The sequence below is a fragment of the Hymenobacter properus genome, assembly GCF_015694735.1.
GTDB lineage: Bacteria > Bacteroidota > Bacteroidia > Cytophagales > Hymenobacteraceae > Hymenobacter > Hymenobacter properus.
In genome coordinates, this window is the sequence record NZ_JADQDP010000006.1 from 57,000 (window position 1) to 82,127 (window position 25,128).

20 protein-coding genes are annotated in these 25,128 nt (G+C 63.3%); 14 read left to right on the plus strand and 6 right to left on the minus strand.

The annotated features are described in order from the left end of the window. Positions 1-22 precede the first annotated feature (22 nt). Complete coding sequence (locus tag I2I01_RS20850; RefSeq protein ID WP_196288460.1) at positions 23-781, plus strand: LytR/AlgR family response regulator transcription factor; 759 nt, start codon at positions 23-25, stop codon at positions 779-781. A 240-nt stretch (positions 782-1,021) separates the two neighbouring features. Here I2I01_RS20850 and hppD read toward each other — a convergent pair whose 3' ends face one another. Then, entirely contained in the window at positions 1,022-2,155 is a 1,134-nt protein-coding gene (gene hppD / locus I2I01_RS20855; protein ID WP_196288461.1) for a 4-hydroxyphenylpyruvate dioxygenase, read from the minus strand. Between the two features lie 168 nt (positions 2,156-2,323). On the opposite strand from hppD, the gene I2I01_RS20860 reads away from it, so the two are divergent. From I2I01_RS20860 to I2I01_RS20875, 4 genes are all read left to right on the plus strand, one after another. Then, the gene (locus I2I01_RS20860; RefSeq protein WP_196288462.1) at positions 2,324-2,710 is read left to right on the plus strand and encodes a hypothetical protein; all 387 of its coding nucleotides are present in this window, start codon (positions 2,324-2,326) and stop codon (positions 2,708-2,710) included. A 156-nt stretch (positions 2,711-2,866) separates the two neighbouring features. After that, positions 2,867-3,211, plus strand: coding sequence for a DUF952 domain-containing protein (locus tag I2I01_RS20865; RefSeq protein ID WP_196288463.1), 345 nt, complete (start codon positions 2,867-2,869; stop codon positions 3,209-3,211). Positions 3,212-3,304: 93 nt separating this feature from the next. Beyond that, positions 3,305-4,147 (plus strand): hypothetical protein, encoded by an 843-nt coding sequence (locus tag I2I01_RS20870; RefSeq protein ID WP_196288464.1) that lies wholly within the window; start codon positions 3,305-3,307, stop codon positions 4,145-4,147. A gap of 302 nt (positions 4,148-4,449) precedes the next feature. After that, a complete protein-coding gene (locus I2I01_RS20875) occupies positions 4,450-7,026 on the plus strand; it encodes a pectinesterase family protein (protein WP_196288465.1) in 2,577 nt (858 codons plus the stop codon). A gap of 145 nt (positions 7,027-7,171) precedes the next feature. On the opposite strand, the gene I2I01_RS20880 is transcribed toward I2I01_RS20875, so the two are convergent. Beyond that, positions 7,172-9,091: an ABC-F family ATP-binding cassette domain-containing protein gene (locus I2I01_RS20880; RefSeq protein WP_196288466.1), complete on the minus strand. Its 1,920-nt coding sequence runs from the start codon at positions 9,089-9,091 to the stop codon at positions 7,172-7,174. 109 nt (positions 9,092-9,200) lie between these two features. On the opposite strand from I2I01_RS20880, the gene I2I01_RS20885 reads away from it, so the two are divergent. From I2I01_RS20885 to I2I01_RS20900, 4 genes are all read left to right on the plus strand, one after another. Then, a complete protein-coding gene (locus I2I01_RS20885) occupies positions 9,201-9,629 on the plus strand; it encodes a hypothetical protein (RefSeq protein ID WP_196288467.1) in 429 nt (142 codons plus the stop codon). A 253-nt stretch (positions 9,630-9,882) separates the two neighbouring features. Beyond that, positions 9,883-10,248 (plus strand): ankyrin repeat domain-containing protein, encoded by a 366-nt coding sequence (locus I2I01_RS20890; RefSeq protein WP_196288468.1) that lies wholly within the window; start codon positions 9,883-9,885, stop codon positions 10,246-10,248. 178 nt (positions 10,249-10,426) lie between these two features. Next, complete coding sequence (locus I2I01_RS20895; RefSeq protein ID WP_196288469.1) at positions 10,427-11,209, plus strand: rhamnogalacturonan acetylesterase; 783 nt, start codon at positions 10,427-10,429, stop codon at positions 11,207-11,209. A 118-nt stretch (positions 11,210-11,327) separates the two neighbouring features. Beyond that, positions 11,328-11,762 (plus strand): hypothetical protein, encoded by a 435-nt coding sequence (locus tag I2I01_RS20900; protein WP_196288470.1) that lies wholly within the window; start codon positions 11,328-11,330, stop codon positions 11,760-11,762. Between the two features lie 9 nt (positions 11,763-11,771). Here the strand turns inward: I2I01_RS20900 and I2I01_RS20905 are convergent, their stop codons facing one another. After that, on the minus strand, positions 11,772-14,303 hold the full coding sequence (locus I2I01_RS20905) for an ABC transporter permease (RefSeq protein WP_211538079.1): 2,532 nt from the start codon (positions 14,301-14,303) through the stop codon (positions 11,772-11,774). 125 nt (positions 14,304-14,428) lie between these two features. Beyond that, a complete protein-coding gene (locus tag I2I01_RS20910) occupies positions 14,429-15,124 on the minus strand; it encodes an ABC transporter ATP-binding protein (protein WP_196288471.1) in 696 nt (231 codons plus the stop codon). A gap of 269 nt (positions 15,125-15,393) precedes the next feature. On the opposite strand from I2I01_RS20910, the gene I2I01_RS20915 reads away from it, so the two are divergent. After that, positions 15,394-16,095, plus strand: a complete 702-nt coding sequence (locus I2I01_RS20915; RefSeq protein ID WP_196288472.1) for an arylesterase — start codon at positions 15,394-15,396, stop codon at positions 16,093-16,095. Between the two features lie 99 nt (positions 16,096-16,194). Here the strand turns inward: I2I01_RS20915 and I2I01_RS20920 are convergent, their stop codons facing one another. Further along, on the minus strand, positions 16,195-16,422 hold the full coding sequence (locus I2I01_RS20920; protein WP_196288473.1) for a hypothetical protein: 228 nt from the start codon (positions 16,420-16,422) through the stop codon (positions 16,195-16,197). Positions 16,423-16,559: 137 nt separating this feature from the next. Between I2I01_RS20920 and murI the strand changes: the two genes are divergently transcribed. The 4 genes from murI to pelA all read left to right on the plus strand — a co-directional run bounded on the left by murI (position 16,560) and on the right by pelA (position 23,328). Further along, complete coding sequence (gene murI / locus I2I01_RS20925; protein ID WP_196288474.1) at positions 16,560-17,408, plus strand: glutamate racemase; 849 nt, start codon at positions 16,560-16,562, stop codon at positions 17,406-17,408. Positions 17,409-17,548: 140 nt separating this feature from the next. After that, positions 17,549-20,677, plus strand: coding sequence for an IPT/TIG domain-containing protein (locus tag I2I01_RS20930; RefSeq protein WP_196288475.1), 3,129 nt, complete (start codon positions 17,549-17,551; stop codon positions 20,675-20,677). Positions 20,678-20,896: 219 nt separating this feature from the next. Then, positions 20,897-21,256: a cupin domain-containing protein gene (locus I2I01_RS20935; RefSeq protein WP_196288476.1), complete on the plus strand. Its 360-nt coding sequence runs from the start codon at positions 20,897-20,899 to the stop codon at positions 21,254-21,256. Positions 21,257-21,276: 20 nt separating this feature from the next. Next, complete coding sequence (pelA, locus tag I2I01_RS23330) at positions 21,277-23,328, plus strand: pectate lyase (RefSeq protein ID WP_211538080.1); 2,052 nt, start codon at positions 21,277-21,279, stop codon at positions 23,326-23,328. 6 nt (positions 23,329-23,334) lie between these two features. Here the strand turns inward: pelA and I2I01_RS20950 are convergent, their stop codons facing one another. Next, positions 23,335-25,128, minus strand: coding sequence for a hypothetical protein (locus I2I01_RS20950; protein WP_196288477.1), 1,794 nt, complete (start codon positions 25,126-25,128; stop codon positions 23,335-23,337).

The window sequence follows — 25,128 nt, forward strand, 5'->3', positions numbered from 1 at the left end:
CATCTGCCCCACTTCCCGCCCCATGGCCGACGCTTTACCCTTGCGCGTACTTATTGTAGAAGACGAGCCCCTGTATGCCGACCAGTTGGAGTTGCACCTGCACAAGCTGGGATATGAACCGGTGGGCCCTGCCACCAACGCCCGCACCGCTCTGGCCCTGTTCCGCGCCGAGCCTGTTGATTTAGTACTGCTCGACGTGCAGCTGCGCGGGGCAATGGACGGTATTGAACTGGCTGCTGAGCTGCGGGCGCTGCGGCCCGTGCCGCTGCTGTTTCTGACGTCGCTGGCCGACGAGGCCACCTTTGCTCGCGCCCGGCCGCTGGGTCCGGCCGCCTACCTCACCAAGCCCGTGGCAGCCGACGCCCTGCAGCGCGCCCTGGCGCTGGCCATCGACCACTTCGCGGCGCCGCCTGCCCCAGCCGAAGCTTCGCCCGAACCGCCGGCCGCCTCCCGGCGCGCGTCCGACGCGCTGTTTGTGAAGGAAAATGGCCTGCTCGAAAAAATCTGCCTGGGCGAAGTCCGCAGCGTAGAAGCGCACGACAAGCTCTGCCGCTTGGTGCTGCCCGACCGCACGGTGCAGGTTCGCATGGCTTTGCGCGAGCTGGTGCACCACCTGCCCGCCGACCGGTTCGTGCAAATTCAGCGCAGCTACTACGTTAACCTCGACCACATCCGGCGGCTCGACCCGGTGCGCAGCGTGCTGCAAGTGGGCGAGCAGCTGCTGCCCGTCAGCGAAACCTTTTACGCCGAGCTGCTGCGCCGTCTGCCCACGCTGGGGTGATTTTTAAATGGAAAGGCTATTGGCTAAAAAAAACGTTCCAGCGCCTTGTCCGAACGTCATGCTGAGCGCAGCCGAAGCATCTCTACCATAGTAGCAATTCAATCAAAAGGGATTACTTGCGCGGTAGAGATGCTTCGACTGCGCTCAGCATGACGGGCTGGAGACACATTTATAGAATCAAGAAGGCCGGCCCCGCTATTGGCAGAACCGGCCTTTTCAGTATTGGCTTCGACCTAAATATTACAGGTTGCCGCGCAGGGCCTGCTCGCGCTCGATGCTCTCAAACAGGGCCTTGAAGTTGCCTTTGCCGAAGCTCTTGGCGCCTTTGCGCTGGATGATTTCGTAGAACACGGTGGGCCGGTCTTCCACGGGTTTGGTGAAAATCTGGAGCAGGTAGCCCTCGTCGTCGCGGTCTACGAGCAAGTTCAGGGCTTTCAGCGACTCGATGTCCTCGTCGATGGCACCCACGCGCTCGGCCAGGTCTTCGTAGTAGGAGGCCGGCACGCTCAGGAACTCCACGCCGCGGCGGCGCAGCTCGGTCACGGTGCTGCGGATGTCTTTGGTGGCGATGGCGATGTGCTGCACGCCGGGCGAGTGGTAGAAGTCGAGGTACTCTTCAATCTGCGACTTTTTCTTGCCTTCGGCGGGCTCGTTGATGGGGAACTTAACGTAGCCGTTGCCGTTGCTCATCACCTTGCTCATCAGGGCCGAATACTCGGTCGAGATGTCTTCGTCGTCGAAGGTGAGCAGGAGCTTGAAGCCCATTACGTCCTCGTAGAACTTCACCCACTGGTTCATTTCGCCCCAGCCCACGTTGCCCACGCAGTGGTCGACGTGGATGAGGCCCACCGGCGCGCCCTGCGGCACGTTGCTGCTCTTGGCCACGAAGCCGGGCATGAACGGACCGCTGTAGTTGGTGCGCTCCACGAAGGTGTGGATGGTTTCGCCGTAAGTATAAATGCCCGAGAGGGTTACCGAGCCGTGCTCATCTTGCAGGGTGTAGGGCTCAAAGGCCGACTTAGCGCCGCGCTTGGTGGTTTCTTCCCAGGCCGAGCGGGCGTCATCCACCCACAGGGCCATCACCTTTACGCCGTCGCCGTGCTTGGCCACGTGCTGGGTGATTTCCGACTCGGGCAGGAGGGAGGTGGTGAGCACCAGCCGGATTTTGCCCTGCTGCAGCACGTAGCTGGCGCGGTCGCGCAGGCCGGTTTCGGGGCCGGCGTAGGCCACCAGCTCGTAGCCGAAGGCGGCTTGGTAGTAATAGGCCGACTGCTTGGCGTTGCCGACGTAGAACTCCACGTAGTCGGTGCCTTTCAAGGGCAGGAAGTCGACGGCTTGGGCGGCTTGCACGTCGGGCGAGGTCATGGTTTGCATGGGCGAAGGAGGAGATTTAGGGGTGGGTGGTTACGGGAGGTAAAAATACGGTTTTGATTGGTATCGCGCCTAAATCGTTTGGCGGCGGCATCTGCTTATGCGGCATGCCGCGTAGGTTTGCCAAAACCTTCCCATTTTTGCAGCCAATCATCTGCCTTAGTGCCCCCCATGAAGACCGAAGAACTGAACCGCGCCCTCGTGGCCCTGATTGAGAAGAAAGCCGAGCTGCACAAGCTCACCTATGACGACGCCCGCTACGACGACGTGGAAGAGGCCCTGCACGACCTCGAAGACGACTTCAACGATGAATACGGCGACTTCCTCGAAACCGCTCTCGACAAGGTGCACACCGACCTGAAATCGGACACCGACGTGCTGCTGCCCACCGCCTACCTGCCCACCAGCGCCACCGCCGCCCCCAGCCCCAAAGAAGGCGTCTGGATTGATTCCGAAAAATACCCCGGCAAGGAAGCCCGCCTCACGCTGGTGCCCAACCCCGTGCGCCTCGTGCTGACGGTGGGCAAAACCGTGCAGGAAGAGCTGTGGAAGGCGTAAGAGCACGCGCTGACTGAAAAGAACAAATCCAGAACGTCATGCTGAGCGCAGCCGAAGCATCTCGCGTGTTGGAGTAAATAATTACTACCGCACGCGAGATGCTTCGGCTGCGCTCAGCATGACGTTCTTTTTAAACTTATCCTCTTTCAACTGCCCATGCTGTACCGCATTGCCGAATCTGCCGACTGGCAGCAGGCCCAGCAAACCGGCTTTTTTGCCAGCGCTGACCTGACGGCTGAAGGTTTCATCCATTCCTCGGAGCAGCACCAGATTCTCGAAACGGCCCGCCGGTACTATGCCGGGCGGGCCGATTTGGTTTTGCTGGAATGGGATGAGGACGCGCTGGCCGCGGCCGGTGTGCGCGTGGAACGAGAGTGGGTGCCCAGCCGGCAGCAACATTTCGCCCACGTTTTTGGGGCTGTGCCGCTGGGGGCGGTGCGCCGGAGCTGGCCATTTGGAGCAAATGAGCGGGGTGATTTTCAGCTGCCGGCGGCGTTGTAAATTCGGGCTGAAAAAAAGCGGAGTGGCCGTGCAACCGATGCGCGCCGAGCTGCATCTTCCGCTCAGAACCCCACCGCTAAAACCGCTGGTTTTATGGACTTCTCTACTCTACGTCCGCTCTGCATACTGGCCCTGGCCGGGCTGGCCACCGCCTGCGCCCCCAGCTACCAATTGGGCCTGAAACCCGCTCAATCCACCAATCAGTTTGTGGAAGGCCGCGAGCAGGCCTTGGCCACCGCCGACAGTGTGGAAGTACGCCTGAGCTTTGTTTGCTACGAAGCCAACCGGGTGGTATTCGAGGCTGAGTACCGCAACCCCACGCGCCGCGCGCTGGTGGTGGACCCCGCCGCTTTCCAGTACGAAGCCAGCCGCCAGCCGGCGCCCGCCTTCGACCCCAAAGCCAAGCGCCCCAAACCGCTGCTGGGCGCCGAGGTGACGGCCGCCGTGGCGGCGGCCAGCCAGTCGGTGCCCCTGCCGCCGCTGCCCCCCAAAGCTGTTGACGCCTTCGACCCCGAGCCCGAAATCTCGGCCCTGCGCGACAAAGCTGAGAGCGAAGCCAACAAAGCCGCCCGCGTCGATTGGCTGGGCCTGGCCCTGACGGCCACCAGCCTGGTGTCGGACGTAGCCGCTATCGGCAAGCGCGAAACCGTGGCCCAGTACCAGAGCCGGTCGGCCATCCGCGACGTGGCCGTAACCTACAATATGGTGTCCGCCGCCAGCAAAGTAGAGCACGCCGTGGCCTCCGATGTGCTGCGGCAGCGCGCGGCCATGCTTCAGGACTATGCCTTGCGTAAGGTGACGCTGGAGCCCGGCCAACAGGTGCGCGGCTATCTCTACTTCCCCCGCTACGACGCGGCCGATGCGCTGACCGTGAAGGCCCCGGTAGGAGCCCGCGTGGTGCCGCTGGAATTCGCCCAGGTGCGGCGCCGGTGGTAGTCCTGCTTAAGTGTGTCAAGCTTTAAATGAAACGGCCTTCGTAGCAATGCGAGGGCCTTTTCATTGAAAGGTTAGCAGAGCGGGGTAGAGACGCAATGCATTGCGTCTCTACCCCGCTCTCATTACCGAAGGCTAAAAAGGAGTTGTGCTTGCGCATCTCGCGCTGGCAACGTTCCCGGGAACGTTGGCGCTATTATTTCCTTGGTTTTGTATGGTTTGGCGGCTTGGGGCATTCACATTTGCTCAGGGCCTTGGGCTAATTATGGCGGGGCTGGTCCATGTTTTCCACCAAACCATTTGCGATGAAAATATCTTTTACGCTTCGCTTTGCGCTACTGGCGCTGCTGCTTTTTCTGCTTGGAAAAAGCGCGCAAGCCCAAACCTATGACCTTGTGGTAGACCTGAACGGCTCAGGTGCCTACCGGAGCGTGCAGGCAGCTATCAACGCCGCGCCAACGGGCCGCACCGCGCCGTTCGTCATCTTCATCAAGAATGGCAAATACCGGGAGAAAATCACTGTGCCTAGCAACAAGCCGTTTTTGCAGTTCATCGGCGAGAGCGTGGCCAACACCATCCTGAGTTGGAACGACGCCAACACGCCGTCATTTCCCGGCAATTCGTCCAGCTTCATCATCAACGCCTCCGACATCAGCGCGCTGAACATCACCTTCGAAAACACCTACGGCGACGCGCCGCAGGGCCTAGCCATGTACATCACCGGCGACCGGGTGGCGTTCAAAAACTGCCGTTTCCTGGGCGGGCAGGACACCATGCAGCTCAACTCGCAGGCCGGCAACCGCAGCTATTTCAAGGAATGCTACATCGACGGCGTGGTGGATTTCATCTTCGGGGCCGGCCGGGGGCTGTTTGAGAACTGCATCATTTACCCCCGCACCCGGCGCGACGGCGGCAACGGCGGCTACATCACGGCGGCCAACACCCAGCCCGGGCAGCCCTACGGCTTCGTGTTCCGCAACTGCATCATTCCTGAAAACCGGGGTACCACCACCTATACCCTGGGCCGACCCTGGCAAAACGACCTGGGCTCGACGGCCACCGACCGCTCGGCCACCAAAGTGGTGTGGCTGAATACCACCATGGGCAACTCCATCAAGCCCGTGGGCTGGCAGGTGTGGGACGCTGGCACCGTGACCAGCGTCATACAGTACGCCGAGTACAAGAGCCGCGACTTCAGCGGCAACTTGGTCAACATCAGCCAGCGCGTGCCCTGGTCCATCCAACTCGCCGATGCCGACACCGTGAACTACACCCGCGCCGCCGTGCTCGGTAACTGGAACCCCTGCGTGGTGCTGCCCAACTTCTGCGGCCACCAGGACCCAGCCATTGCAGTGTCGAATTTCTGGGCCGTGAAAGGTTCGGCCACGGCGCCCTCCAACCTGACCTGGAACAGCAGTTGGCTCATTGCCGGGGTGCAGTACCAGCTGTTCCGCAGCAGCTCGCGCCGCGGCACCTACACCCAGCTCTACAGCACCACGTCGGCGGTAGCCAGCAACATCAACTTTGGCACCACAGACCCCATTCCGGCGCCGGGCACCTCGTACTATTACTACGTGCGGGCCTCGAAAGCCGGGTCGGCCACGCACATTACTGATACGCTGGAAATTTCGAGCACGCCCACCATTTTCACGTCGGGCACCATGCAGGCCTTTTTGCAGGGCGGCGCCACGCCCTCGGCCATCCAAAACCTGCAGGTGCGCGCCGAAAACCTGACCGGTGCCTTGATGGTGACGCCCCCGGCTGGCTACGAAGTTTCGGCCAACGGCGGCAGCACCTGGTCGGGCAGCGGCGCGCCGCTCACCCTGCCCCAAAGCAGCACCGGCAGCGTGGCCAGCACCACGCTCAGCGTGCGCCTCAATGCCGGGCCCGTGGGCCCCTATGCCAGCAACCTGACGCTGACCAGCGCCGGCGCTGCCACCGTCAACATTCCCCTGACCGGCCAGAAGCAGGCCGCGGCCCTGCCGCAGTCGGTGGTGTTGCAGTGGTGGCCCATGGCCCGCAGCAACCAGGACAGCGCCTCCGTGCGCCCGGCCGCGCTGCAAGCCAGCACGCCCACGCTGCGCAAGCTGGTGGTGTCGAATGGCTCTGCCACGGCCACCATTCCGCCGTATTCGCGCACCTACGGCCAGGCCTTCGCGCCGGTGGCCGACGGCGGCTGGACCACGGGCCTGGGCGGCCCCGGCGGCAATCTGAGCCGGACGCACTACGAGCAGTTCACCGTGGCCCCGAGCGGCAGCGCGGCTGTACGGCTCGATTCGCTGGTGTTCAACGCCTACGTCACGGGCTCGGTGAGTAACACCAAGCTGGCCGTGGTGTGGTCGCGTAGCGGCTTCGCCACCGATTCGGCCGATGTGACCGGCGGCATAGGCCCCGGCGGCCTCCTGCTCAGCTCGGCCAACGGCGGGTTCACGACGCCCATCCTCACCACCAACGTCAGCAGCACTTACCGGCTGGCTTTTGCTGGCGCCACGGGCCTCACAATGGCAGCCGGGCAGCGCCTCACGTTCCGGGTGTATTTCAGCTGCGGCTCCAGCACCGTTACCACCCGTTTCGCCACGCTGAAAAACGTGCAGGTGAAGGGCGAGGCCAACGTGGTGAGCAGCACGCGCCGCGCCGCTGCCCAGCAGCTACAACTCTACCCCAACCCCGCCACGGCCGAGTGCCTGGTGCTGCACCCGGTCGCTGCCCGCGAAGCACGCATTGCAGTTTATTCGTTGCTGGGGCAGCAAGTGGTGCAAGTGGCCTGCGGAAATGGCACCCAGCAAACGGCGGTGAGTCTTGGTGCGCTTGCGCCAGGCTATTACGTGGTGCGTTACACCAGCGGTGCCGAGCAGTTTGCAGTGCCGCTGCACAAGAAATAGCTGAGTTAATTGAAAAAGAAAGGGAGCCAAAACCATGCGTTTGGCTCCCTTTCTTTTTTGTGCTGCAAGCAAATCCCACAACGTCATGCCGAGCGCAGCCGAGGCATGACGTTCGGCTTGCGCCACCAATCCACTAATTCGCCACTTAGCCCAACTCGGCCAGTTCCAGCCAGCGCATTTCCTTTTCCTCTAGTTCACCATTCAGGGCCGAGAGGCGGGCGCCCCAGGCGGCGAAGTCCTGCGGGGTGCCGGCGCCGCCGTTCAGTTTGGCGGTAATGTCCTGCTTCTCGGCTTCTAAAGTCGCCATGGCTTTTTCGAGCTGCTCGTACTCCTTTTTCTCGGCGAAGGTGGCGCGGCGCTTGGCGGGCGAGGGGGCCACGGCCGTACTCACCGGGGCGGGCGTGATGGCCGCTTTGGCAGCGGCGCGGGCGGCCTTGGCGGCTTTTTCTGCTTCGAGGAGGGCGGCTTCGGCTTCGCGCTCTTGCAGGTATTCGCGGTAGTCGGTGTAGTTGCCGGGGAAGTTGAGGACGGCGCCGCCGGGCTCCAGCACGAAGAGGTGCTCGGCGAGGTTGTCGAGGAAGTACCGGTCGTGGCTCACGATGAGCAGGCAGCCCTGGAAGTGCAGCAGGAAGTCTTCCAGAATGTTGAGCGTGCCCAGGTCGAGGTCGTTGGTGGGCTCGTCAAGAATGAGGAAGTTGGGGTTCTTGATGAGTACGCGCAGCAGCTGCAGGCGGCGCTTCTCGCCCCCGCTCAGCTTGCTCACCAGCGTGTATTGCTGGGCCGGTGGAAACAGGAATAGGTTCAGGAACTGGCTGGCCGTGAGCACGTCGCCGTTGGCCAGTTCCACCACTTCGGCCACTTCCTTCACTATGTCGATGACGCGCTGCGAGGGGTCGAATTCCAGCTCGGTCTGTGTGTAGTAGCCAAACACGGTGGTTTGGCCCACGTCGATGGTGCCGGAGTCGGGCTGCAGCTTGCCGGTGAGCATGTTGAGCAGCGTGGACTTGCCCGCGCCATTCGGGCCCACCAGGCCGATGCGGTCCTTCTTCTTGAACACGTAGCTGAAATCGTCGAGTACCACGTTGTCGCCGAAGCGCTTGTTGAGGTGGCTGGCTTCAATGATTTTGCCGCCCTGGCGGGTGGTTTTCACGCTCAGCTCCACCTGCTGCTTGCTGAGGTTGGTGCTGGCCTTTTCCTTGGTCACGTAGAAGGCGTCGATGCGGGCTTTTTGCTTGGTGCCGCGGGCCTGGGGCATGCGGCGCATCCATTCCAGCTCCTTTTTGAAGAGCTGGCGGGCCTTCTCCACTTCCACGGCTTCGCGCATCTCGCGGTTGGCTTTCTTCTCCACGAAGTAGGCGTAGTTGCCCTGGTAGCGGTATACCTGGCCCTTGTCGAGCTCCACGATTTCGTTGGCCACCTTGTCGAGGAAGTACCGGTCGTGGGTCACCATCAGCAAGGTGAGGGTGGGGGAGGAGAGGCGGTTTTCGAGCCACTCGATGGTGGCCAGGTCCAAGTGGTTGGTGGGCTCGTCGAGCAGCAGCACGTCGGGCTCTTCGATGAGCACGCGGGCCAGGGCCACGCGCTTGCGCTGCCCGCCCGAGAGCATGCTCACCTGGCGCGTGAGCAGCTCGCCGAGGATGCCGAGGCGGCCGAGAATCTGCTGCACCTGGGCTTCGTAGTCCCAGGCGTTGAGGGCGTCCATGCGTTCGAGCACGCGCTGCAAGTCGGCGGGGTCGTGGTTGGGGTCGTTGACGACGTGCTCGTACTCCTGGATGGCCTTGAGCGTGTCGTTTTGGCTGGCGAAGATGGTTTGCTCCACGCTCAAGCTTTCGTCGAACACGGGGTTCTGGCCCAGGTAGGTGACGCGGATGCCCTTGCGCACGCTCACCTCGCCGGTGTCGGGGGCTTCGAGGCCGGCCAGCACCTTCATGAGGGTGGTTTTGCCGGTACCGTTGATGCCCACAAAGGCCACGCGCTGGCCCTGATTGAGGCCGAAGTTGAGGTCTTTAAATAGCCAGCGGTCGGCGTAATTCTTCGAGATGTTCTCGGCGGATAACAGGTTCATAGGCCGCAAAGGTACGGCCGGGGCGGGCGGGGTTGGGTGGTTGGAGCCAGCTTGAAGGGCAGCTTATGCTTGGCGCAGTAGTTTTGGATTCTTCATTACCTTCTTTATAATGAGAACCAATCAACAGCGTAAGTATGATATCCTTGCATCGAACGCTTTATTCCTACAATCAGCTTTTAGCGTTATAGGCAATATAATGATGGGCGCCTTTATCACCAAGGATGGCTCCTGGGGTTACCCACCCTTCACAAAAGCACAATTCATGTTCTTTTATCCATTGAGCATATTGCTTGTGCTTGGACACGCATATTGTGTTAGAAGAGGGTACTTATGGGCCAAGCTGTTAAAACTCGGCTCATCTCTAATTTGGGCTTTTCGTATTGCTTCCAACATTAAGGCAATGTCCATTTTAAATATTCATGGGTTTTGGGAAGGCGTCACAGCTATTTCTCAATTTGCTTTGGCAATTACTGCTGATATTCTTATAATTATTAGTTTGAAAATTCAGATTGAAGCCGCGAAACGAGTCGTGGAATAAAGTTAAGATTATAGCCTTAGGTTAATAATTTCTTTGCTGAACCAGTATCCTAGCCCCACCCGCGGCCCCCGACACACCCCGTCGCGGCGGAGACGCAGGGGCAGATGCAAATAGCCAGCAGCCTACGCAGGAGTTAGAAAGAATCAAAAGCTGCAGAAGGTACGCCTGGGGCGGAAATAGATTGATTCTGTATGTAGCACGAAATTTCAAAGTAGTTGGCTTTACGGTTCTAGCTTATTATTCAGGAGTACTCATGAAAAAATACTTGCTCCATGAGAAAGTGTTGGAAGCAGATACTACTGGAGTCAATAGCCTGATTTCCGCAGGTGCAGACTTAAACGAATTGGATGAGCTTGGCCATTCCCCTTTGCATTGGGCTGTTTTTGGCGGTTACTATGACATTGTTGAATGTCTTCTAAAAGCGGGAGCTAACCCCAATGTATTTTCCAGAGACGGTGTCACGCCTAAATGGAGAGCACAAGATTTTGGATTGACAGAAATCGAAGTGTTGCTTACTCAACATGGCGGGAGAGTGCTCACCGATAACCGTTTTGATAGGGGAGCATTTTCAGCTTTTAATGACTTCTTAGGCCAGCCATTACCGGAGGATGAACTGTAGAAACCTGGCTTCTCACCGCCCCTGCCGGGGCGCGCGACATGCCTCAGCAGAGGTGAAGATGCATTGTCAGCTTAGGCTGCTTGGTCTTTTGCCCTTTAGGTCTACAGGTAAGTGCAGGTTGCGCGCGTTGGTGAGCGGAAGATTTCTTTGCAGCTCACTGCCAAACCTCTCCGCCTCCATGCGTACCCACCTCCTGAAAATAGCCGTTGGGCTGGCCCTGCTGTGGCTCACGGCCTTTGCCACGCCGCCGGCCAAAATCACGGTGTATTTGATTGGCGACTCGACCATGTCGATAAAAGAGCCCCGCTACTACCCCGAAACGGGCTGGGGCATGCCTTTCGTGTACTTTTTCGACGAAAGCGTGACCGTGGACAACCGCGCCCAGAACGGCCGCAGCACCAAGAGTTTCCTGACCGAAAACCGCTGGCAGCCGGTGACGACCGCGCTCAAGGAGGGAGACTACGTGTTCATTCAGTTCGGGCACAACGACGAGGTGCCCACCAAGAAAACCTACACCACCGAGGCCGAATTCAAAGCCAACCTGCTTCGCTACGTGGCCGAAACCCGTGCCCATAAGGCCATGCCGGTGCTAATCACACCGGTGGCCCGGCGCAAGTTCGACGCGGCCGGCCAGGTGGAGGGCACCCACAACGTATACTCCGAAATTGTGCGCGCCACGGCCCGCGAGCAGCAGGTGCCGCTCATCGACCTCGACCGCGAAAGCCAGGCCCTGCTCCAGCAATACGGCGTGGAAAACTCCAAGCTGCTGTTCAACCAGCTGCAACCCGGCGAGCACCCCAACTACCCCGCCGGCAAGGGAGACAACACCCACTTCAACGAGCTGGGCGCCCGCAAGATGGCCCAGCTGGTACTGGCCGACATCCGTGCCCTCAAGTTGGAACTGGCCAGCCGCATCGTGCAGCGCGCCGCCGCCAAAACCGTGGACCCGCAGGCGCGGTAGAGTCGCTGCTAGCGGGCGGTAGAAACAAACCTGTGAGGGCATTCAGGGCATTATACTGAGTGCCGGCTCCCGTCAGGGTTGTATCTTCGGACAGCTTCATTCCATTCGCGGGCTTTTTATGCATTCCGAACCCTTCGACGACTTTTCAGCGCCAGCCCCCGCGCCGGTAACTGCCCCCGCTACTGCCGAAGCACCTCCGCGCCGCCACCCCCGCCTCAACGAGGCGGCCGTGGCCACCGCCACCAGGCTGCTGCCCCTGCTGCGGCTGCTCGATACCCTGCAGCCACTCGTGACCAACGACTCGGTGTTTCACACCAAGCGCGTAAAAATTCAGGAAGAGATGACACGGGCCTACGGCGAGCTGCTGGCCGAAAAGCCGCGCCACAAAGCCTTGCTGCACGCCTTCAAAACCCTGGGCGACCTGGTGCGCGAAGAAGCTCACGACCTCAGCAAAGACGAGTTGAAGCAGGCCGCCCGAGAGGTGGTGCTGGCCACGCTGAAGAACGCGCCGGGCCTCATCAGTGCGGCGCACAATGCACGGCTGCTGACGTGAGGCGCCTGCTTACCCCTCGGCCCGCAGCACTTCCAGCGGGGAGCGGCGCAGCACCTCGCGGCTGTTGAACAGGCCGATGGCGGCCGTGAGCGCCGTGACCAGCGCGGCCAGCCCCAGCAGGGGGAGCACCGCCGCCGCAAAGCCCACCTCGAACACCCACACCGCCAGGGTCCAGGCCGCCAGCACTGCCAGCCCGATGCCGGCCAGCGCCGCCAGCAGCCCCAGCAGGCCGTATTCCACCAGCGTGATGCGCAGAATCTGGGCGCGACTGGCGCCCAGCGTGCGCAGCAGCACGCTCTCGCGCACGCGCTGGTAGCGGCTGATGACCACCGCGCTGCTCAACACCAGCAGCCCGGTGAGGATGCTGAAGCCCGCCATGAAGCGAATGACGAAGGAGATTTTGCCCACAATGTCGTTTAGGGTGGTCAGAATCAGACCCAGGTCGATGGCCGACACGTTGGGGAATTGCTGCACCAGCTTCTGCTGCACCGTGGCCAGGGCGGCGGTGCTGGGCGTGCGCGTGAGCACCACCTGAAACTGCGGGGCCTGTTCCAGCACCCCGGCCGGGAAAACGACGAGGAAGCTGGGCTGCACCCGGCTGCGGTCAATCTCGCGCGTGCCGCCGATAATGGTGCGCATGGGCGAGCCCTGCACGTTGAAATCCAGCGTGTCGCCCAGGCCGAGCTTGGCGCGCTCCAGGTAGCCTTTCTCGACGGAAATGCGTGGCAGGCCGTCGGGGCCCAGCGTGGGCAGGGTGCCAGCCGTGAGCTTTTCGGAAGAGTTTAGCGAGTCGCGGTACGTTACGCGGTACTCGCGGGTGAGGGCCCAGGCCGGGATACCGCGCGCCGTATCCTTCTTAATAACCGAAACCGACGTGCCGTTGATGGCCGTCAGGCGCATGGTCACGATGGGCACGCGCTGCAGCACCGGCAGCTTTTGCGACTTCAGCAGGGCCTCTACGCCGGCGCGCTGCTCGGGCTGAATGTCGAATAGCACCAAGTTGGCCGTCGACTTCTGGCCCGCCACCTGCACGCGGCCCAGCAGCAGCGCCTGGGTGAGGAAAAGCGTGGCCAGCAGGAAGGTGCCAAGGCCGATGGACGTGACCAGCGTAAGCGTCTGGTTTTGGGGGCGGAAAAGGTTGGCTAGGCCCTGCCGCCACACGTAGCCCCAGCCGCCGGGGAAGAAGCGCCGCACCGCCGCCATCAACAGGCGGCCCAGGCCGGCCAGTGCCGCAAAGGCCGCCAGCAGCCCTGCCCCGAAGCCCAGCGTGAGCTTCCAGTCGCGGGTTTGGCCGTAAGCAAAGGCCAGAATGAACAAGCCAATAACGCTGATGACCAACCCCCGCAGTGGGTCGGGCGTGGAGGTGTCGTCCTCGAAGGCCGTGCGCAATACCCGCAGCGGCGATACCCGGCGGATGCTCAGCAGCGGCAGCAGCGCAAACAGCACCGCCATCAGCAGGCCCGTAATGAGGCCCGTGAGTACGGCCGGCCACGACACGCTCACGGTGATGGCCACCGGTAGAAAGTCGCCCAGCACCCGGGGCAGCAGCGTTTGCACGGCTGCCCCTAGCGCCGCGCCCAGCATTGCGCCCACCAGCCCCAGGCCGGCGGTTTGAATCAAATAAATGAGCAGCGCTTGCCGGCCGCTGGCGCCCAGGCAGCGCAGCACGGCCACGGCGGCCAGCTTTTCGCGCACGTACAGGTTCACGGCGCTGGCCACGCCCACGCAGCCCAGCAGCAGTGCCACGAAGGCCACCAGGCTCAGGTAGCGGGTGAGGTCGGCGAAGGCGCGGCCGGTGTTTTTCTGCCGCTCGGCCACTGTATCAGTGTCTACATCGGCCGCGTCGAGGCGGGCTTGCAGGGGCTTGAGCACGGCCGCCACATCAGTGCCCGGCGCAAACTGGTAGGCGCGGGTGTAGCGCACCCGGCTGCCGCGCTGCACCAGGCCGGTGCCGGCCACCAGCGCTTCAGGGATGAACACCGTGGGCGCCACCGCCGTGCTAATGCCCGACTGCCCCGGCGTCTTAAGCACCCGCCCCACGATGGGCAGCGTGAGCTGGCCCACCTGCACCGAGTCGCCCACCTTCGCGCCAAACTGCACCAGCAGCGCGTCATCGACCAGCGCCCCAGCTTGATTTCCGGACCGCGCAAACTGCCCGGCCGCTGCTTGTGGCTGCGTTTCCCAATCGCCATAAAAGAATCCGCCCGAGCGGGCCCGCACCTGCGCCAGCCGCGTGCCCCGCCCCGGCCGGAACTGCACCAGCGAGGCAAATGAAACTTCCCGCACCTGAGCCGTGCCCAACGCGCCGAGGGTCGGTTCCAGCTTGGCTGGGAAGGGCTGGTTGGCGCTCAGCACCAAGTCGGCGCCCAGCAACTCCCGGGCCTGCTCGTTGATGCTGCGAGCCAGGTTGTCGCCAAAGGAATTGATGCCCACCAGGGCCGCAATGCCCAGCACAATGCTGGCCATAAACAGCAGCAGCCGCGCCCGGCTGCGGCGGCTGTCGCGCCAGGCCATGCGGAAAAGCCAGGAGGTATTCGTCATTTGGGAATAGTGTTCCAGATGATTGAGAACGGTCATGCTGAGCTTGTCGGAGCCTTTCTACCGCTTCGTTGCAGTTGTAAGGTCAACGAAGCGGTAGAGAGGCTCCGACAAGCTCAGCATGACGGTCAGATGACTATTTGATTATTTGATGATATATCCTCCACCACCTTGCCGCCGCGCAGCCGCAGCGTCCGCTGCGTCTTGGCGGCCAGCTCCAGGTCGTGCGTCACCAGCACCAGCGTGGTGCCGGCTTCGCGGTTGAGGTCAAACAACAGGTTTACCACCCGTTCGCTGGTGTCGGGGTCGAGGTTGCCGGTGGGCTCGTCGGCGAAGAGCAGGGCGGGGCGGTTGGCGAAGGCGCGGGCCAGGCTCACGCGCTGTTGCTCGCCGCCCGATAACTGGGCCGGGTAGTGGCCCGCGCGCCCGGCCAGGCCCACGCGGTCGAGCAGCTCCAGGGCCGTTTGGGCGGCGCCGCGCTGGCCGCGCAGCTCGAGCGGCACCAGCACGTTTTCGAGGGCCGTGAGGGTGGGCAGCAGCTGGAAATTCTGGAAGATGAAGCCCACGTGCTCGTTGCGCACGGCGGCGCGCTGGTCTTCACTCAGGTTGTCGAGCTGAATGCCGTTGAGCCACACGCTGCCCGAGGTGGCGCGGTCGAGGCCGGCGCAGAGGCCCAGCAGCGTGGTTTTGCCCGAGCCCGAGGGGCCCACAATGGCGAAGGTATCGCCGGCCTGCAGGTCGAAGCTGACGGCGTGCAGCACCGTGAGCGGCTGTCCGCCGCTGGGGTAGGTTTTAGTGAGATTGTCGACGCGGAGGATGGACATGCGGTTGTTCGGGCAGGAGGGAAGGGGGGAAGAAGGGTAGGAAGGGAAGAGAACGTCATGCCGAGCGAAGCCGAGGCACCTCGCTTGCGTAATGCAACTCTATCGATTGGTTTACTTTGGCACGCGAGATGCCTCGGCTGCGCTCGGCATCACGACCTGAGTGCGCCAATGCGACCCTCACAACCAGCCTGCCTGCCGTGCGTTACCAAAGACGCGAAAACCTTCCCGATGTTTTCCGGCTTTCCGCTTTCGTGCCCAAAACTTCTTCCATGCGCCTCGTTCGCCTCTCACTTGCCAGCCTGCTGGCCCTGGCATTCACTGCCTGCAACTCTAACTCTGCTTCCGAAACGGCAAAGGCCCCAACCGCCACTTCAGCAGCCCCTGCACCCGGCGCCAAACCTAGTGCCGCCACCGGCAAGAAGCGGCTGCTCTTCTTCGGCAACAGCCTCACCGCCGGCTACGGTGTGGAGCCCGACGAAGCCTTCCCGGCTTTGATTGGCGACAAAATCGACTCGCTCAAACTCAACTACGAAGTAATAAACGCCGGCCTGAGCGGCGAAACCACCGCCGGCGGCCGCAGCCGCGTGGGCTGGATTCTGCGCCAGCCCGTCGACGTGTTTGTGCTGGAGCTGGGTGGCAACGACGGCCTGCGCGGCCTGCCCCTCACCGCCACCCGCGAAAACCTGCAGGGCATTATCGACACGGTGCGCCGCCGCAGCCCCGGCGCCCAAATAGTGCTGGCCGGCATGCAGATTCCCCCAAACATGGGCCAGACCTACGCCAACGACTTCAAAGCCATCTACCAGGAAATCGCCGCCAAAAACAAGCTCGTCCTCATTCCCTTCCTGCTCGAAGGCGTGGGCGGCGACCGTAACCTGAACCAGGCCGACGGCATTCATCCCACGCCGGCCGGCCACCGCATCGTGGCCCGCACGGTGTGGTCGGTGCTGCAGCCGGTGCTGCAGAGGTAAGGTGAGAAAGTGGGAGAGGGGGTGTTTGGTGTCTAATAAGGAGCAAGTTGTGCCGTGCGAGTAGCACACTCCCCCTCTCCACACTTTCCCACCTTCCCCTTATATCACTCGCACGCCGTCCAGGTTCACTTCGTCGCGCAGCAGCTCGAGGTGGCGGTAGGTGCGGGGGCGGCCGGCGTCGGTGCTGAGTTCGGGGAGGGTTTCGCGGGCCGCGTCGAGGGTCAGTTGGGTGAGCTTGCGCTCGCCGAGGTAAATGGCCACGGGGCGACCCAGGCGGGCGTCGTGGGCCGCCAAGGCGTGGTCGATTTCGGCCAAAATGGTGCTCATGACAAAAAAATTGAGCGTGATGGGAGCGGAAATATAGCAAGCTTTTCAAATAAGTATTAAAATTCCGCGACGAAGCTGCCGCTAACGCGCATGCCCCACTGCCCGGGCCAGCCCATGCCGCGGACTACCTTTGCGCCATGACTACTGTTGCTCCCGCGTCTGCTGCTTCGGCGGCGCTGGCCACCCGGCCCATTGGTATGTTCGATTCCGGCATTGGCGGCCTCACGGTGGCACGGGCGGTGGCCCGGCGCCTGCCCCACGAGCGCATCGTGTACTTCGGCGACACGGCCCACCTGCCCTACGGCGACAAAAGCGCTGCCGCTATTCAGGCGTATTCGGTGAAAATCTGCGATTTGCTGCTGCGTCAAAACTGCAAGCTCATTGTCATTGCCTGCAACTCGGCCTCGGCCGCCGCCTATGAGCTGGTGCGCGAGTACGTGGGCAGCAAGGCCAAAGTGCTGAGCGTGATTGACCCCATTGTGGCGCACCTGGGCCGCGCCTACGCCGGCCGCCGGGTAGGCCTTATTGGCACGAAGCAGACGGTGAATTCCAACGTGTACAAGAAAAAGGTCGACGACCTTGACGCGGGCGTGGACCTGCATTCGCTGGCTACCCCGCTGCTGGTGCCCATGATTGAGGAGGGCTTTTTCAAGAACTCCATCTCCAACGACATCATTGGCACCTACCTCGGCCACGCCGCTCTGGCCGACATCGACGCCCTGGTGCTGGCCTGCACGCACTACCCCCTCATCAAAGAGCAGATTGCGGCATACTATGCCGGCCGCGTCGATGTGCTGGACGCTTCCGACGTGGTGGCCGCCGAAGCGGAAAAGTATCTGGCAGCCCAGGGACTGCTGGCGCCCGCGACGGCCACGCCCCCGGCGCACCACTTCTACGTATCCGATTTCACCCGCTCGTTTGAAGAAAGCACGCGCATCTTCTTTGAGCAGGAAGTGCACCTGGAGCATTACCCATTGTGGGAGTAGAAGCGGGCAACCATTGGCCCCGTTGCGAGGTCATTATTACGTAACTCACCAGTTGCCGCTGCGGCTTACCTTTGCCGCTAACAACTGGGTTATTCATCACTTCTTCATTTTTTATTTCTGTTCACTTTTACTCCTTCTGTATGAAGCAATTCTTCGCTGCCAGGCTGCTCAAGTGCCTGATGTTTTTGGCGTGCCTGTGGCCCCTGGTGGGCTCGGCCGCGCCGTTCACCCCCGGTAATATCGTGGTGGTGCGCGTGGGCGACGGCACCACGGTAACCGCTTCGGGGGCTGCCGCCGCTACTTTTCTGTTGGAGTATACGCCGGCCGGGGTACTGGTGCAAACCATCGCCCTGCCCACGGCGGCCGCTGGCACCAACAGCATCCTGACCAACACGGCTTCGTCGAGCTCCGACGCGCTGATGACCCGCTCGGCCAACGGCGCCTACCTCGTGCTCACCGGCTACGACGCGGCCGTGGGCACCACGGGCCTCACCAACACGGCTTCGACGGCCAACAACCGCGTTATCGCCCGCATTGCGCCCGATGGCACGTTCGATACCAGCACCCGCATCAGCGACGCGTTCAGCGGCACTTCGTCGAGCACCGCCAACATCCGGTCGGCTGCCACCCAGGACGGCACTTCTTTCTATGCTGTGGGTTCCAACACCGGCGTGCGCTTGGTGCCGTTTGGCAACAGCGCCACGGCCGCTACCACGGCCATTTCTACCAGCGCGCCTACCAACATCCGCGGGGTGAACATCTTCGGCGGCAACCTGTACGTGAGTGCCGCTTCCGGTGCCTTCCAGGGCATTGCGCAGGTAGGCACGGGCCTGCCCACCACCAGCGGCCAAACCATTACGGCCCTGCCGGGCTTCCCCACGGCCACGGGCCCCAGCCCCTACGGTTTCTACGCGGCCGACCTGAGCACCACGGTGCCCGGCATCGACGTAATTTACATAGCCGATGACCGCACCGCCACCGACGGCGGCATCCAGAAGTGGAGCCTGGTGGGCGGCACCTGGGCGTTCAACGGCTCTATGGCGGCTTCGCCCGCGGTGGCCATCCGCGGCCTCGACGGCAACACCACCAGCACCGGCGTTTCGCTGGTAGCCAGCGGCAACGGCGGCATCTACTTCGTGACCGATAACACCGGCTACAACGTGGCGCCCCCCACCACTCCCCTTACCGCCGTTGTGCCCGCCCCGGGCTCTAATGCCGTGTTCCGCGGTGTGGCTTTCGCGCCCGTGGCCGCTACTGCCGCGCCCACCATCACGAGCTTCACGCCCACCAGCGGCGCTACCGGCGCCACCGTTACCATCACCGGTACCAACCTGACCGGCGCCACCGCTGTGACCCTGAATGGCGTAGCCATCACGGGCTTCACCGTGGTGAATGGCACCACCATCACCTTCACCGTGCCCACCGGCGCTACTTCCGGCACCATTGCCGTGACCACGCCCGGCGGCACCGCGACTAGCACCGGCACCTTCACGGTATCGGCTCCCGTGGCCGCGCCCACCATCACCAGCCTGAGCCCGGCTACGGCCACGGCCGGCGGCGCCGCCTTCACCCTCACCGTGACCGGTACCGGCTTCGTGTCGGGCTCGGTGGTGAACTTCGGCAGCACGGCCCTGACCACCACGTTCGTTTCGGCTACTTCGCTCACGGCCGCCGTGCCGGCCAGCGCCATTGCCACGGCGGGTACTTATAACGTGACGGTGGTGAACCCGGCCGCCAGCGGTGGCACTTCGGCAGCCAGCACCTTCACGGTGACCGCGGCCGTAGCTGCACCTACCATCACGAGCTTCACGCCCACCAGCGGCGCGGCCGGTGCTACCGTCACGATTACGGGCACCAACTTCACCGGCGCTACGGCTGTCACGCTGAACGGCGTGGCCATCACGGGCTTCACGGTAGTGAATGCTACCACCATCACCTTCACCGTGCCGGCTACCGGCGCTACCAGTGGCACCATCGCCGTGACTACTCCCGGCGGTACGGCCACCAGCACCGGCACCTTCACGGTGACGCCCGCTGCCGTTACGCCCACCATTACGCAGCTCTCGCCTGGTGTGCAGGTAGTGGGCGGCGCTCCCCTCACCGTGACGGTTACGGGCACGGGCTTCACGCCCACCTCGACCGTGAACTTCAACGGCGTGTCGTACGCCCAAACCACCAGCACGGCCACCACCATTGAAGCTGTGATTCCGACCAGCGCCTTCACCACGGCTGGTTCTTTCCCCGTAACGGTGACGAACTCGGCGGGTACTTCCAACGCCTTCACCCTCACGGTGAACAACCCGAGCACGGCCGGTGCCTTCGAAGATTTCGAGAGCGGTACCAAAACGGGCTACGCCGCCGGCACCGTGACGCTGACCAGCGGCACCTGGACCTTCTCGGATGCCCTGATTGGCAACGCCTTCAACGACCGCGCCAACGGCCTGAAGTCGGCGCGCATCCGCGTGGGCTTCATCCGCATGGACTTCGACAAGCCTAACGGCGCTGGTACGGTTATCGTGAACGCCGGCACCTTCGGCACCGACACGGGCGCCACCTTCATCCTGGAGAAATCGACCGACGGCGGCACCACCTTCACCACCGTACCCGGTGCCCCGGCCACGCTCACCAATACCATCACGCCCTACACCTTCACGGTGAACCAGGCCGGCAACGTGCGCTTCCGCATCACCAGCACGGCTACCGCTACCACTCAGCGCATCAACATCGACGACATCTCGATTTCGAACTACACGGCGCCCGCCGCTCCCACCATCACGAGCTTCACGCCTACCACGGGCGGCCCCGCCACGACCGTGACGGTGACCGGTACCAATTTCACCGGTGCCACTGCAGTGACCATCGGTGGCTTCACCGTGACCAACTTCACGGTGGTGAACGCCACGACCATCACCTTCGTGGTGCCCGGTGGCACCGGCAGCGTGAACGGCCGCATCTCGGTGACGACGCCGGGCGGCACGGTTACGAGCACGGGCACGTTCAACCTGGTATCGGCGGTGGCAGCTAGCCAGGCCATGCCCGGCCTCACGGCCTTCCCGAACCCCGCCACCGACCGCGTGACCCTGACCCTGCCCGCTACGGGCGCTGCCACGGTAGCCCTGCGCGACCTGGCTGGCCGCCTTGTGCTGGCACCCACTACGCTGGGTGCCGATAAGCAAGTACTGCTGCCGGCTGGCCTGGCCGCCGGGGTGTACGTGCTCGAAGTGCGCCAGGGCGAGGTCTTTGCCGTGCGCCGCATCGTGAAAAACTAATTGCTGCTTTTGGGCGCTGCCCGAAGCAAGCTGTGAAAAAGCCCCCGCATTTGCGGGGGCTTTTTTTGTTGGGAAGAGCGCAGCTGTTTTTTGAAAATGAAGGCAGGATGTGGCAACGTTATCGGGAACGATTGCGCAAGTAAATGCGGCCAATACCTTGGCCAAGGCATAAACCTGTCGGATTTTTAGCGTCCCTTTTTACCCCCAACCCGCCCCGCCATGACGACCGTCGCCTCCGAATCAACTGTGCCTCATGCCTTCGTGACCGACGGCCAGGCCGAGTGGGAAACCACTGGCCACGGTGTGCGGCGCAAGGTACTGGCCCACGGCCCCGACCTGATGCTCACGCGCGTGGCCTTCGAAACCGGTGGCGTGGGCGCCCGGCACAACCACCCACATGCCCAGCTGAGCTACGTGGAAAGCGGCGCCTTTGCCTACACCATCGGTGAGGAAACGCAGACGCTGCGCACGGGCGACAGCTGCTATGTGCCGCCGCTGGCCTGGCACGGCGTGGAGTGCCTCGAGGCCGGCGTGCTGGTCGACGCATTCACCCCGCGCCGCGACGACTTTCTGGCTTAGGCCCTCTCTCCATTTTGCTGATGAAAAAAACCGCGCTGCGCCTGCTGGGGCTGCTGATTCTTTTGCTGCTGGGCCTATGCCTGCGCCCGGCCCTGGCCCAAACCGTGACAGTGGCCGCGGACGGCTCCGGTAACTTCCGTACCATTCAGGAAGCCCTCAATAGCCTGCCGGCCACGGCGGCCCGGCCGCGCACGGTGTTCGTCAAAAACGGCACCTACCGCGAGAAGGTGTACATCGATGGCAAAGCCAACCTAGTGCTCAAGGGCCAGAGCGAGAAGGGCGTGGTGCTGACCTTCGCGCAGGCCCGCGACCAGTGGCTGTGCGGCCCCGACGCCCGGGCCGGCGACTGGGGCGTGGCCACCCTCAACCTGCGCAACAGCCCCGACATCACCCTTGAAAACCTGAGCGTCGTCAACAGCTACGGCTTCGACGCCGCGGGCGACGTAACCATCGATTGCCCCTCGGCCCCCGACGGCCATAAAGTCGTGCGCAAAACCGGCCACCAAATGGCCCTGCGGGCGCTGCCCGGCGCCACGCGCCTCATCGCACGGCACTGCACCTTCAGGGCCCTGGGCGGCGACACGGTGAGCCCTTGGGACACGGAGGCCGGCGCCTATTACTTCAAGGACTGCACCATGGAAGGTGGGGTGGACTTCTACTGCCCGCGCGGCTGGGCCTACGCCGAAGATTGCCGCTTTATCTGCCATAGTCAGGAGGCGGCCATCTGGCACGACGGCTCCGGCAGCCGCGACTCGAAAACCGTGCTGCGCCGCTGCACCTTCTCGGGCGACGACGGCTTCAAGCTGGGGCGCTTTCACCGGGAGGCGCAGTTTTATTTGGTTGATTGCCAGTTTGCCAAGAACATGGCCGATGCCGACATCTACCATGCCGCTTCGGGCCCCGGCCCCAAGCAATGGGGTCGCCGCGTGTACTACGCTGGCTGCCACCGCCAGGGCGGCGACTATGCCTGGATGAAAGACAACCTAAGCACTGCCGAGGGTGCGCCCAAGCCCAAAGAACTGACGCCGGCCTGGACCTTCGGCGGGCGCTGGAACCCGCTGACGGGAGCGGTAGCTGAAGTGCTTGCCGCGGCAAAGGAGGTCGTGCAGGTCGATACCGTTGCCGAAAAAATGCTGCTTTACCAGCGGGCCGTGGGCGGCTGGCCCAAAGCGCTGGGCGAGGTGAAAGTCAGCTACGCGGCCCGCCTGAGCGCGGGCGCCCGCGCGGGCCTGCTCGACAGCAAAAACCAGAACGACGCCACTATCGATAACGACGCCACCACCCGCGAAATCCACTACCTGCTCAAAGCCTACCAGCAAACCCACAACCCGGCCTACCGCCTAGGGGCCGAAAACGGAATTCGCTATTTGCTGAAAATGCAGTACGCCAACGGCGGCTTTCCACAGTTTTACCCCGACCTGAGCGGCTACCGCCGCGAAATTACCTTCAACGACGACGCCATGGTGAAGGCCCTGACTGTGCTGCGCCGCGTGGCCCGGAAAGAGGAGCGGTACGCCGCCGTAGACCCTGCGCTGGTGCCGCTGGCGCAAGCTGCTGTGGCCCGCGGCGTCGACTGCATCCTAAAAACCCAAGTGGTGCAAAACGGCCGGCCCACCGCCTGGTGCGCCCAATACGACGAGGTGAGCCTGCAGCCGGCCAAGGCCCGCGCCTTCGAGCTGCCTTCGCTCAGCGGGGCCGAGTCGGTGGGTATTGTACGCTTTTTGATGGAAGAGCCGGCCACACCGGCCGTGAAGGCCGCCATCGAGGGGGCCGTGGCTTGGTTTGAGCAGGTGAAAATGACCGGCTATGCGCTCAAGGAAATAGCCGCCCCGCAGGAGAAAAGCCACCGCGACCGGGTGATTGTGCCTCAGCCGGGTGCCACGCTTTGGGCTCGTTTTTACGAGCTGGGCACCAACCGGCCCATTTATGTGGGGCGCGACAGCCAGGTGCATTACCAGCTTAGCGAGATTGAAAACGAGCGCCGGGCCGGCTATGTATATGCCAGCACCTGGCCCGCCGAATTGCTGGAGAAAGAATACCCGGCCTGGCAGAAGCGAATAGGTGCCAGGTAGGCAGTATCAAAGCTTTTCCTCCAGCCACAAGTACCCCGCCGCCAGCAGAAATAGCGCGAAAAACCACCCCGCCGGCCACGGCTGGGCCACCGTGGTGGCGGGGCTGGTGCCCGAAGCAACGGATGCCCGTTGCGCCAGCGCCGCTTGTCGCTCCTGTTGCTCGGGCCCGGCCCAGGCCCCGGCGGGGTACACGTAGAAGCGGTGCGTGGTGCGGCCCGGCCCGTCCACCTGGTGCCAACCCGCCGCCTGTGGCCAGAACTGGCCCGTGCTCCACTCGGGCAGCCGGGTATCCTGGCTCAAGGCCAGGCGCACCGGGGGGCCGCCGGCCAGCGCCCGAACCGTAGGTTGGGTTTCGGGAAAAGCTGCTGTTAGGTGCAGCGTAAGCGGCTGGCCCGGGCGTGGCCACCGCGTGCCGGCGCGCCAGGCTGCCTGGGGCACGGCGGGCGGCTGAGCGGCCGTCAGCAACCGGTTCCAGAACGAGCTGTAAACCTGCCCGCGCCCCTGCAAGCCCCACTGAAAAGTCTCGGGCACTGCCGATACTACCACGAAGCCCAGCCCCACACGGCGGCGGGCGGCGGCCACTACCTGTTTAGGCCCGGTGACCAAAGAGTTGAGTTCAGGTGCCGTACGCAGCTGCGTGGGCAGCGGGGCCCGGGCCTCGGCAGGCGCATCGGGCCAGCGGAGAAGCTGTGCACTGGACTGGGCCGCGGCGCGGGGCTGCGCGGCAAAGTCGGCGCGGCCGGGCACGGCACGGGGCAGCGGCGCGGCATCGGCCAGCACCACCAGCCCCAGCCGGCCCCCGCGGATGGCGGCTTGCAGCGTGCCGGCTTCTGCGGGGGTAAGGGCGGCCATTGTAGCGGCATCGGCTACCACCATAGTGTAGCGCGCCAGCAGGGCAGGGGTGAGGCGGTCGAGCGGGGCCGAGGGCTGGTTTACAAAATCCGTCTGCACCAGGCCGCGGCTCACGCTGGTGCGCAGGGCCACCGGGTAATGGGCTTCGGCTAAGTAGTTTTTGAGGTACTTGAACTCGAAGGAGGGAGTGGCCGCGAGCAGCAGCACAGACGGCAGCTGCGGAACGGTAATTTCCACCGGCACCGATTCGGTAGCCAACACCCGGCCCGCCTGGCGAAGCAGCAGTTCGTAGACGGCCAATCCGGTGGTTTTGGGCTGGTAGCGCAAGCGAAATGCGCCTCCGCCCGCCGGCACCCGCACCGAATCCCGCACCGTACCGGCTGCCCGCAGGCACACCCAGGCCGGAGCCGCCCCTTTTGGCAGAAAAGCGGAACACTCTACTCGAAGGGGTTCACCTAGCGTTAGCTGGGCGTTCCAAAAAGCGGTGTTCAGCATTGCCCTTGCTACCGGCTGATGCCATTTGATGGGTACCGTGCCGAGCAGTGGCAGTTCCGCCGCAGGCAAGCCCTGTCCCAGCAGGTGCAGGCCCTGCAGTGCCGGCCGCTGTTCGGCCAGGGCCAGCAAAGAGCCCAATGGCCGGGCGCCCGCCGCAGGCGTACCACCATATGCCCACACCGGCGTGCCCGGCCCCAGCCGGCGCAGCAGCTGCCGCAGGGTATCGGGCGAATAATTCTCGGTTAGTAAAATGGCCTGGCCGCGCGCCGAGGGCACCTGACGCAGCGGTGGAAACGCACTGAACCACAAGCCTGCGGCTGCCGCCGCGCCCGCAAGGGCCCGAGGCACCCGGCGCCGCCGGCCTCGCCAGGCCAGCGCTACCAAGCCCAGCCCCAGCAGCACGCAAAAAGCCAGCAAAACGAAATAAGAAGTCGGGTGCAAAATAGCGGGCAT